Source organism: Streptomyces sp. NPDC054975, assembly GCF_053609105.1.
On sequence record NZ_JBSGWV010000045.1, the window covers coordinates 40,438 to 50,111 of the forward strand.

Genomic DNA, 9,674 nt, shown 5'->3' on the forward strand with positions numbered 1-9,674 from the left:
CCCCGCGCGGCGCCCACCACTCGCCGCAGCGCCCCTGCCCGGCAGCGCGCCGCCCTTACTGGCCCCTTCGGCGCCCGCCCATCCCCGGGCGGGCGCCGAAGACCCGCGTCAGGCGCGCGGGGTTCAGACCTGGAGGTCCGGGCCTATCCGGTTGCGGACCGCCGTCTGTACCTCGGCCTCCTCGGCCGGGTCGGCGGCGAGGCGGCGCAGGCGGTCCGCCACGCGGACGTCGCCCGTCTCGGCGTGCAGCGCCGCGACCTCGCGCGTGGTCTCCTCGCAGTCCCAGAGGCACTCGACGGCGAAGCCCGTCGGGAAGGTCGGGTCGGTGGCGGCGAGGGCGCGGGCGGTCCTGCCGCGCAGCTGGGAGGACGCGGTCTCGCGGTAGACGTGGCGCAGCACGGGCGCGGCGCAGCCGATGCCGAGGCGTCCGGCGCCGTCGACCAGGGCGTAGAGGGCCGGGGCGTCGGGGCCTTCGGCCCGGACGGTCTCGCGGAGCGCGCCGAGGACGAGCAGGGAGTCCTGGGCCCCGCCTCGGCAGGCGAGGACGGCGCCGGCGGCGGCGCCGAGGGCGTCGGGCCGGTGGACCCAGCCCCGGGCGCGGTCGACGGCGGCCTCGCCGCACATCCGCTCGAACGCGGCGACGGCGACCTCGGCGACCGTACGCGAGGCACCGCCGGCTGCGGCCTCGATCAGGTCGAGGACGGCGGGGTCCCGGGACTCGGCAAGGTAGTGCAGGGCGGCGCAGCGCGCCCCGTCGGGTCCGCTGCGGGCGGCCTCGACGATCCGCGGCCGGTCCTCGGGTCCTGCGACGGCGGTCAGGCAGCGCGCGGCGGGTCCGTGCAGCTCGGCGCCGCGCTCCAGACCCTCCTGGGCCCAGTCGAAGACCGCCTGGACGCTCCAGCCGGGGCGGGGGCCACTCGGCCGCATCTGGCGCTGCCAGCGGTCGAAGGAGCCCTGTTCCTGGGCGGCTCTGACCCGGGCGCCGACGGCGTCCCGCTGGTCCTCGGCCCACAGCCGCCACGGCCGGGGCTCGAAGGCGTCCCGTACGGCGGTCGCGAGCTCGGCGTCGCCCTCCGGGCCGGCCGGGAAGCGGGCGAGGACGGGGAGGGCGAGCGAGCGCAGCCCGGTGTCGTCGTCGCGCAGCGCGAGCTCGTCGAGGGCCCACGCCCAATTGGTGCCGGTCGCGGCGTACCGCCGGAGCAGCGCCAGGGCGTCCTGGCGGCCGTAGGAGGCGAGGTGCCCGAGGACTGCGAGCGCGAGCCCGGTCCGGTTCTCCTCGGTGTCGAGGTGGTCCTCGGCGCCGAAGAGGTGGGCCTCGACCTCGTCGAGCCCGCCGGCGAGGTCGAGGTAGAGCCGTGCGTAGTAGAGAGAGCGGTTCTCGACCTGCCAGTCGTGGCGGGGGTCGCTGAGAACGCAGTGGTTCAGGGCCGCGAGGGCCTCGGCACGAGGCGCGGCGAGCGCGTGCAGGGTGCCGTCGCCGCGGCCCCTCTGCAGCAGGCCGAGCAGGGTGCCGCTCGGCGCTATGACTGGATCGAACATGGAAGACGCCTCACATCAAGCTGTCGATACGACCGGGTAGTACCGGGTGGGTACCGGGGGCTGTTGATCGCCTAGGCCGCGCAGCAACATGGAGGGCCGCCCGTCGTCCTTCGCTTGGTGTTGACCATCTTCCTCTGCCTCTCGTCGGTGGCCCCTTGCGGGCCCGACGTCATGATGACCCAGCCATTTCGCCACCGCGACCACATTTACGACACCGCTCTCACCTGGGGTTCAGTGCCTGTTCACCCGGATCTTCCCCTGGATCTTCACCGGGGTGTCACTGGGCGCCGAACAGCTCCAGGAGTTCTGCCTTCCCAAACATCCGAGCAGTATCCACGGCAGACGGAGTCCCCGCTTCCGGATTTGCGCCGCCGGCGAGCAGCGCGCGCACGACGGTGTCCTCGCCCTTGAAGACCGCCCCCGCGAGCGGGGTCTGACCGCGGTCGTTGGCGCGGTCCGCGTCGGCACCCCGGGCCAGCAGGGCGGTGACCGCGTCGGCGTGCCCGTGGTAGGCGGCGAGCATGACGAGGGAGTCGCCCCGATCGTTGGTGAGGTTCGCCGGGACGCCCGCGTCGACATAGGCGGCGAGCGCCTCGGCGTCCCCGGTGCGCGCCAGGTCGAAGACCTTGCTCGCCAGCTCGATGACCTCGGGGTCCGGAGTCTCGCTCATCGGACGTACCCGCCTTTCGTTCCTCGGAACCCAGAACCTTGCACCGTGACCTGCGCACGGCAACCGCAGCCGTACGAGTGAATCGACAGGGTACTGCCCGTCCGGCGACATGACGGAAGGCGTCCACGGCAAGGATCACCGCAGCTCACCCGGGGCGCGACCACCGCCCGCGCTAGCGCGCTCCGCGCATTTCGCCACTCGGGCAAGCCCGCCACATCCGCCAGTCAAGTGAAATCGCCCGACTTTCACCCAGATGCACCTTTAATCGCATAGATACTTGCTGTGAACCTGGAAGGACTCATGGTGACTGTCCCCTCAACCAGGAGAACACCTCATGATCCTGTCCATCTCAGGCGTGGTCCTGCTCGGCATCATCTGCTTCCTGTTCTTCAAGAAGGACGGGATGAAGGCCTCCCACGCCCTAGTCAGCGCCCTGTTCGGCTTCTACCTCGCGGGCACCGCCATCGCACCGAGCATCACCGCGGGCGGCCAGAGCCTGGCCAGCCTCCTGGGCGGGATCAAGTTCTGACGCTTCACTGCCCCTTCCACAACTTCAGGAGTACGACGTGGCCCGGCGACCACTCCCCCGCATTCTGACCAGCGGCAGCGACCGGATCGCTCGCAGTCGAGAGATCGCTCGCACGGCCGCCGACAGCGCCACCGACGTGCTCCATCCGCTGATCACCATCTCGCGTGGTCTGCGGAAGCTGGCCGCGACCGCGCGTGTCAGGTGGGCCGCGACTCCCAAGGAACGGCGCGGTCCCACGCTGCTCCTGGTCGCGGCCTGCGTCCTGGTCGTCGCCCTCGTGCCGTACGGGCCGCTCCTCGCGCTCGTCTCGGTGATGGGCGCGGCCGCGTGGAAGGGGCGTGAGCGCCCGGTCGTGAAGACCGGGCCCGACGACGCAGAGACCGAGCGGCTCAAGGGCCTCTACGAGGCGCTGGTGCCGTACTTCTCCGTCCCCGAGGACCCGGCTCCCCTCTTCGCCCACGGCGGCGACTGGAGCGCCGCCTTCGGGGACTTCGCCTTCGACGACAGCGGCCGCCTCACCCGGCTGCGCATCCGCTACCCCGCCTACTTCACGGACGGCGAGGCGGACGCACGCGCCCGGATCGAGCAGCTCCTGCACGCCAAGTCCGGGCGCGGCCGGGAGTACCTCTTCGACTGGGACGAGGAGGGCAACCAGCTCGTCATGGACGTGCTGCCCGCCCTGCCCACCACGATCGCCGCCCAGCGCTTCGTGACCGTCCCGGGCGAGACGGTCCTCGGCTTCACGGACGCGGACGCGGTCCAGCGCACGGTGCCGGTCCTCACCGCCGACGGCGAACAGGACGCGCCGCCGGTCGTCTGGCGGACGGGCCCGCGCTCGACCGAACCGCACCTGCTCGCCGTCGGCCAGCCCGGCAGCGGCACGACCTCCCTGCTGCGCTCCATCGCCCTGCAGGCCCTGCCGCACGGTGACGTGCTGATCATCGAGGGCAGTGGCACGGGCGAGTACGCCTGCCTGACCGGACGGGCCGGAGTCCTGGCCGTCGAGTGCGGCCTCGCGGGCGCGCTGGCAAGCCTGGAGTGGGCGGCGCACGAGACGGAGCGGCGGCTGATCGCCGCCAACCGCGCGCGGCAGGCGGGCCGTCCCGCGCCCGACGACACCCGGCGCCCGCTGTGGATCCTCCTCGACCGGCCGAGCGTTCTCGGTCATCTGGCGGCGGCCGACGGGCGTCCCGACCCGCAGGACCTCCTCCAGGTGCCGTTGCGGCACGGCCGGGCCGCGCAGGTCACGGTGGTGGTGGCGGAGCAGTTCGACAGCGTGGACGCGCTGAGCGAGACGGTACGGACGCACACCCGCGCCCGGGTCGTGCTCGGTCCCGCGTCGCCCGGGCAGATCACGTCGGTCCTGGGCGTGGCGCCGCACACGACGCCGACCCCGGTCGTCCCGCCAGGGCGCGGGTACGCGTGCCTCGGTGCGGGGCCGGTGCTGCGCCTGCAGGTGCCGGCGACGCCGGATCCGTACGACGACGCGACGAGCGAGGCGCATCGGCAGGCCGTCCTGGCGCTGCTGCCCGAGCGGCAGAACGCCACCTCGACGGCGGTGCCCCCGGCCCCGGGCTCCGCCCCGGACCCGACCCCGCCCCCCAAGCCCGCCGCGGACCCGACCCCGCCCCCCGGCCCAACCGTGGATCCGACGCCTCCCCCGAGGCCCGCCATGGACCCGACGCCGCCCCCCAGGCCCGCCGTGGACCCGGCCCCGGCCGCCGGTCCGACCCTGGACCTCGGCCATGCCCCGGTCCCCGCAGAGGGCTGACCTCCGCCGCCGGGGCCCCCAAGGGGCCCCGGTCGTCCGCTACGCCACGAACGCCCGGGCCTGTTCGTTGCCCGTACCCGCGCCCGACTCCACGAGGCGGGCCGCCGCCGCCAGACGCGCGGCCGCTTCCTCGGCGAGCGCGCCGCCGACGGTGAACGGCAGCCGCACGTACCCCTCGAACGCGCCGTCGACGCCGAAGCGCGGCCCCGAGGGCACCCGGACGCCCACCCGCTCGCCGACCTCCGCGATCCGCGAGCCGGAGAGCCCGCCCGTGCGGACCCAGAGCGTCAGTCCGCCCGCCGGGACGTCGAACTCCCACTCCGGCAGCTGCGCCCGCACCGCCGCCACCAGCGCGTCGCGGTTCTCGCGCGCCTGGGTACGGCGGATGGTGACCGCCTGCTCCCATCCGCCGGTCCGCAGCAGCCAGTTGACGCCGAGCTGCTCCAGGACCGGGGTTCCGAGGTCCGCGTAGGCCCGCGCGGCCACCAGCGAGCGGATCACGTCGGGCGCGGCCCTGACCCAGCCGATCCGCATGCCCGCCCAGAACGCCTTGCTCGCCGAACCGACAGTGAGGACGGTGGCTCCCGACGGGTCGAAGGAGCAGACCGGCGGAGGCATCGTCAGGTCGTCGTCCAGGTACAGCTCGGACATGGTCTCGTCGACGACGAGCACCGTGCCGGCCGAGCGGGCCGCGTCCACCAGCTGCCGCCGCTGGTCCTCGTCGGCCAGGGCGCCGGTCGGGTTGTGGAAGTCGGCGACGACGTACGCGAGACGGGGCGCCGCGTCCCGCAGGACCTGGCGCCAGCGGTTCAGGTCCCAGCCGGCCAGCCCCTCGGCCATCGCCACCGAGACCAGACGGGCGCCCGCCGCCCGCATGAGCTGGAGGATGTTGGCGTACGAGGGCGACTCGACGGCGATCCGTTCGCCGCGCCCCGCGAAGAGATGGCAGATGGCGTCCATCGCGCCCATGGCGCCGGTGGTGACCATGATCTGCTCGGGCATGGTGGGGATGCCCCGCACGGTGTACCGGTCGGCGAGCATCTGCCGCAGCGCGGGCAGCCCCGCCGGGTAGTCCCCGTGGGTGTGGGCGTACGGCGGCAGCTCCTCCAGGGCGCCCTGGACGCTCCGCGTCAGCCACGGCTCGGGCGCGGGCAGCGCCGCGCAGCCGAGGTCGATCATCGAGCCGAGCGACTCCGGAGGGAGCGGTTCGAGGCCGCGCGCGGGCAGCGGGTTCCCCGCCGGTACGGCGGTCCAGCTGCCGGCCCCGCGCCGCGACTCCAGGAACCCTTCGGCGCGCAGCGCCTCGTAGGCGGCCGCCACCGTCGTGCGGCTCACCGTCAGCGCCCCCGCGAGCTCGCGCTCGGCGGGCAGCCGGGCCGCGACCGGCACCCGGCCCTCCAGGACGAGAAGGCGGATGCCGTCGGCCAGCGCGCGGTAGGCGGGCGGCTTGCGCGTGCCCGGCCCGGCGGGGCGGGGCTGCTGTGCCTGAAGCTGCCGGGCGAGCTGAGCCGGCCCGACAGCTGAGGTCCACTGAGCCATGGAAGTCAGTCCACCTTCCTCGAATTGGCCATGGTTGGCATCCTATCCCCCGCCACAGAGTGTCACGAGCCAGTCCACCACGACCCTCCAGGGAGCACCACCGTGTCCATCGCATCCGGTCTCCACGGCCGGCTCACCGGTCGCCGCCTGCCCCGTCGCCTCACCCAGCTCTACGTCGGACTGGCGCTGTACGGGTGCAGTGCGGCGCTGCTGGTGCGCGCCGGGCTCGGCCTCGAGCCCTGGGGCGTCCTCGGCCAGGGCCTCTCCGAGAAGACCGGGCTGACGATGGGCACGGTCTCGGTCATCGTCGGAGCGCTGGTCCTGCTGCTCTGGATCCCGATCCGACAGAAGCCGGGTCTCGGCACGGTCTCCAACGTCTTCGCCATCGGCCTGGCCATCGACGCCACCCTCGCGCTGGTACCCGACGCCCAGGGGCTCCCCGCGCGGGTCGCCCTGCTCGTCCTCGGCGTCGTCCTCAACGGGGCGGCGACCGGCCTGTACATCGCCGCCCGCTTCGGTCCGGGCCCGCGCGACGGCCTGATGACCGGGCTGCACCGGCTCACCGGCCGTTCGATCCGGCTGGTGCGGACGGCGATCGAGGTCGCCGTCGTCGCGACCGGCTTCCTGCTGGGCGGCTCGGTCGGCGTCGGCACGGTCCTGTACGCGCTGGCCATCGGCCCCCTCGCGCAGTTCTTCCTGCGCCGGTTCGCCATCCCCGAGCAGGGCGCGAGCAGCACCGTCGTCGCCTCCGGGACACCGGGACAGGCGATACTGCGGCGGTGACTCGCGTACGCCACCCCTATCTGGACCACCCGTCCCCCATCCCCTTCGCCCATCGCGGCGGCGCGGCGGACGGCCTGGAGAACACCGCGACCGCCTTCCGGCGGGCGGCACAAGCCGGTTACCGGTACTTCGAGACCGATGTCCACACCACCGCGGACGGCGCTCTGGTCGCCTTCCACGACTCCACGCTCGACCGGGTGACGGACGCCACCGGCCGGATCCGCGACCTGCCCTGGGCCGCCGTCCGCGAGGCGCGGGTGGCGGGCAAGGAGCCGCTGGCGCTCTTCGAGGAGCTGCTGGAGGAGTTTCCCGACGCCCGCTGGAACGTGGACCTCAAGGCCGAGTCCTCGCTGCTGCCGCTGGTCGACCTGATCCGCAGGACCGGGGCGTGGGACCGGGTCTGCGTCGGCTCCTTCACCGAGGGCCGGGTGGCCCGCGCGCAGCGGCTCGCGGGGGCGCGGCTCGCGACCTCATACGGCGTCAAGGGCGTCCTCGGGCTGCGGCTGCGCTCGCTCGGCATCCCGGCGGCGATCCGCGCGGGCGCCGTCGCGGCGCAGGTCCCCGAGAGCCAGAGCGGCATCCCGGTCGTGGACCGCCGTTTCGTCCGCGAGGCCCATGCCCGGGGGCTTCAGGTCCACGTGTGGACGGTCAACGATCCGGAGCGGATGAACGTTCTCCTGGACCTCGGGGTGGATGGCATCATGACCGATCATCTGGAGACGCTGCGCACAGTCCTGACCGAGCGGGGCGTGTGGGTCTGAGCGCGCGTCCCCGCCCACGGGGACGAACGAGGGGGCCGCGGTCTTGACTGCTGACACCACCGAACCGGAGCGGTCCGCCGCCGATCCTGCCGACCGCCGGCGCGAGCAGCGCGGCTGGTACTTCTACGACTTCGCCTGCTCGGTCTATTCGACGAGCGTGCTCACGGTGTTCCTCGGCCCCTATCTGACGTCGGTCGCCGAGGCGGCGGCGGACGCGGAGGGTTTCGTCCATCCCCTGGGCATCCCGGTGCGGGCCGGGTCCCTGTTCGCGTACGCGGTCTCGGCCTCGATCATCGTGGCGGTGCTCGTGATGCCGCTGGTGGGCGCGGCGGCGGACCGTACGGGCCGTAAGAAGCCGCTCCTCGCCGTCGCCGCGTACACGGGCGCGGCGGCGACCGGGGGCATGTTCTTCCTGGGCGGCGACCGGTATCTGCTGGGCGCGTTCCTGCTCATCGTGGCGAACGCCTCGCTGGCGGTCTCGATGGTGCTCTACAACGCGTATCTGCCGCAGATCGCCGAGCCGGACGAGCGGGACGCGGTCTCCTCGCGCGGCTGGGCCTTCGGCTACTCCTCCGGGGCCCTGGTCCTGGTGCTCAACCTGGTCCTGTACTCGGGGCACGAGTCCTTCGGGCTCTCCCAGGGGACCGCGGTGCGGATCTGTCTGGCCTCGGCCGGGCTGTGGTGGGGCGCCTTCACGCTCGTGCCGCTGCGGCGGCTGCGCGACCGGCGGGTCCGGCCGCACGGCGAGGGCGCGGTCGGCGGTGGCTGGCGGCAGCTGATGGCGACGCTGCGGGACATGCGGCGCCATCCGCTGACGCTGTCGTTCCTGCTCGCGTACCTCGTCTACAACGACGGGGTGCAGACGGTGATCTCGCAGGCGTCGATCTACGGCTCCAAGGAGCTGGGGCTCGACCAGACGACGCTGATCACGGCGGTGCTCCTGGTCCAGGTGCTCGCGGTGGCGGGCGCGCTCGGCATGGGGCGGCTCGCGCGCTCGTACGGCGCCAAGCGCACGATCCTGGGGTCGCTGGCGATCTGGACCCTGATCCTGGGGGCCGGGTACTTCCTGCCGGCGGGCGCGCCGGTGGCGTTCTTCTGTCTGGCGGCGGCGATCGGTCTGGTGCTCGGCGGGAGCCAGGCGCTGTCGCGTTCGCTGTTCTCACACCTGGTGCCGCGCGGCAAGGAGGCGGAGTACTTCTCGGCCTACGAGATGAGTGACCGGGGCCTGAGTTGGCTGGGCCCACTGGTGTTCGGTCTCGCGTATCAGCTGACCGGCAGCTATCGGGATGCCATCATCTCCCTGGTGATCTTCTTCCTGGCCGGTTTCATCCTGCTCGCGCGGGTACCCGTACGGCGTGCCGTGGCGGCCGCGGGCAACCCGGTTCCGGAGCGGATTTAGACCTGGAAGTGAAAGGCCGGTAGTGTACGCCTTTGGCCTGCCAGGCGGACCGTTACTGCGTGCTGCTTTGGTGAAGACGCTGGGTGACATCTGCTGTCAGATGTGACAAACCGGGCACTGGTGGGTAGAACAAGGGGCGGCACGACGGGCGACGCATGACCCGGAACGGGAATCTTTACCGCCGACCGGACGTTGACCGGATGACGACGACAGCGACACCTGTCCTGTGGGCGACAAGCCCGGGAGGCACGATTCATGAGTGAGCGAGCTCTTCGCGGCACGCGCCTCGTGGTGACCAGCTACGAGACCGACCGCGGCATCGATCTGGCCCCGCGCCAGGCCGTGGAGTACGCATGCGAGAAGGGCCATCGTTTTGAGATGCCCTTCTCGGTGGAAGCGGAAATTCCGCCGGAGTGGGAGTGCAAGGTCTGCGGCAGCCAGGCACTCCTGGTGGACGGGGACGGCCCCGAGGAGAAGAAGGGCAAGCCGGCGCGTACGCACTGGGACATGCTGATGGAGCGGCGCACCCGCGAGGAGCTGGAGGAGGTCCTGGCCGAGAGGCTGGCGGTCCTTCGTTCCGGCGCCATGAACATCGCCGTGCATCCGCGAGACAGCCGCAAGTCCGCCTGACGGACGGCACGGCCGACGCAACGCCGCGGGGCCCGGTACACCTTGTGTGTACC

General features: G+C 72.9%; 9 protein-coding genes. 6 read left to right on the plus strand and 3 right to left on the minus strand.

The window, feature by feature from the left end; all coding sequences use genetic code 11:
* Positions 1-123: 123 nt before the first annotated feature.
* Both ACWF79_RS28170 and ACWF79_RS28175 read right to left on the minus strand, forming a co-directional pair.
* Entirely contained in the window at positions 124-1,539 is a 1,416-nt protein-coding gene (locus tag ACWF79_RS28170; RefSeq protein WP_453730969.1) for a HEAT repeat domain-containing protein, read from the minus strand.
* 277 nt (positions 1,540-1,816) lie between these two features.
* A complete protein-coding gene (locus ACWF79_RS28175) occupies positions 1,817-2,209 on the minus strand; it encodes an ankyrin repeat domain-containing protein (RefSeq protein WP_453730970.1) in 393 nt (130 codons plus the stop codon).
* A gap of 334 nt (positions 2,210-2,543) precedes the next feature.
* Between ACWF79_RS28175 and ACWF79_RS28180 the strand changes: the two genes are divergently transcribed.
* Together ACWF79_RS28180 and ACWF79_RS28185 are read left to right on the plus strand one after the other, a co-directional pair.
* On the plus strand, positions 2,544-2,738 hold the full coding sequence (locus tag ACWF79_RS28180; RefSeq protein ID WP_046907412.1) for a hypothetical protein: 195 nt from the start codon (positions 2,544-2,546) through the stop codon (positions 2,736-2,738).
* Between the two features lie 37 nt (positions 2,739-2,775).
* A complete protein-coding gene (locus tag ACWF79_RS28185; RefSeq protein WP_453730971.1) occupies positions 2,776-4,509 on the plus strand; it encodes a hypothetical protein in 1,734 nt (577 codons plus the stop codon).
* Between the two features lie 39 nt (positions 4,510-4,548).
* Here the strand turns inward: ACWF79_RS28185 and ACWF79_RS28190 are convergent, their stop codons facing one another.
* Positions 4,549-6,048, minus strand: a complete 1,500-nt coding sequence (locus ACWF79_RS28190) for an SCO1417 family MocR-like transcription factor (protein ID WP_453730972.1) — start codon at positions 6,046-6,048, stop codon at positions 4,549-4,551.
* 102 nt (positions 6,049-6,150) lie between these two features.
* On the opposite strand from ACWF79_RS28190, the gene yczE reads away from it, so the two are divergent.
* The 4 genes from yczE (at position 6,151) to ACWF79_RS28210 (ending at position 9,621) form a co-directional block, all read left to right on the plus strand.
* On the plus strand, positions 6,151-6,831 hold the full coding sequence (gene yczE, locus ACWF79_RS28195; protein ID WP_453730973.1) for a membrane protein YczE: 681 nt from the start codon (positions 6,151-6,153) through the stop codon (positions 6,829-6,831).
* Complete coding sequence (locus ACWF79_RS28200; RefSeq protein ID WP_453730974.1) at positions 6,828-7,592, plus strand: glycerophosphodiester phosphodiesterase family protein; 765 nt, start codon at positions 6,828-6,830, stop codon at positions 7,590-7,592. Before yczE ends, ACWF79_RS28200 begins: the two co-directional genes overlap by 4 nt.
* 43 nt (positions 7,593-7,635) lie before the next feature.
* Positions 7,636-8,991: an MFS transporter gene (locus ACWF79_RS28205; RefSeq protein ID WP_453730975.1), complete on the plus strand. Its 1,356-nt coding sequence runs from the start codon at positions 7,636-7,638 to the stop codon at positions 8,989-8,991.
* Between the two features lie 255 nt (positions 8,992-9,246).
* Positions 9,247-9,621: an RNA polymerase-binding protein RbpA gene (locus ACWF79_RS28210; RefSeq protein WP_026278069.1), complete on the plus strand. Its 375-nt coding sequence runs from the start codon at positions 9,247-9,249 to the stop codon at positions 9,619-9,621.
* Positions 9,622-9,674 lie beyond the last annotated feature (53 nt).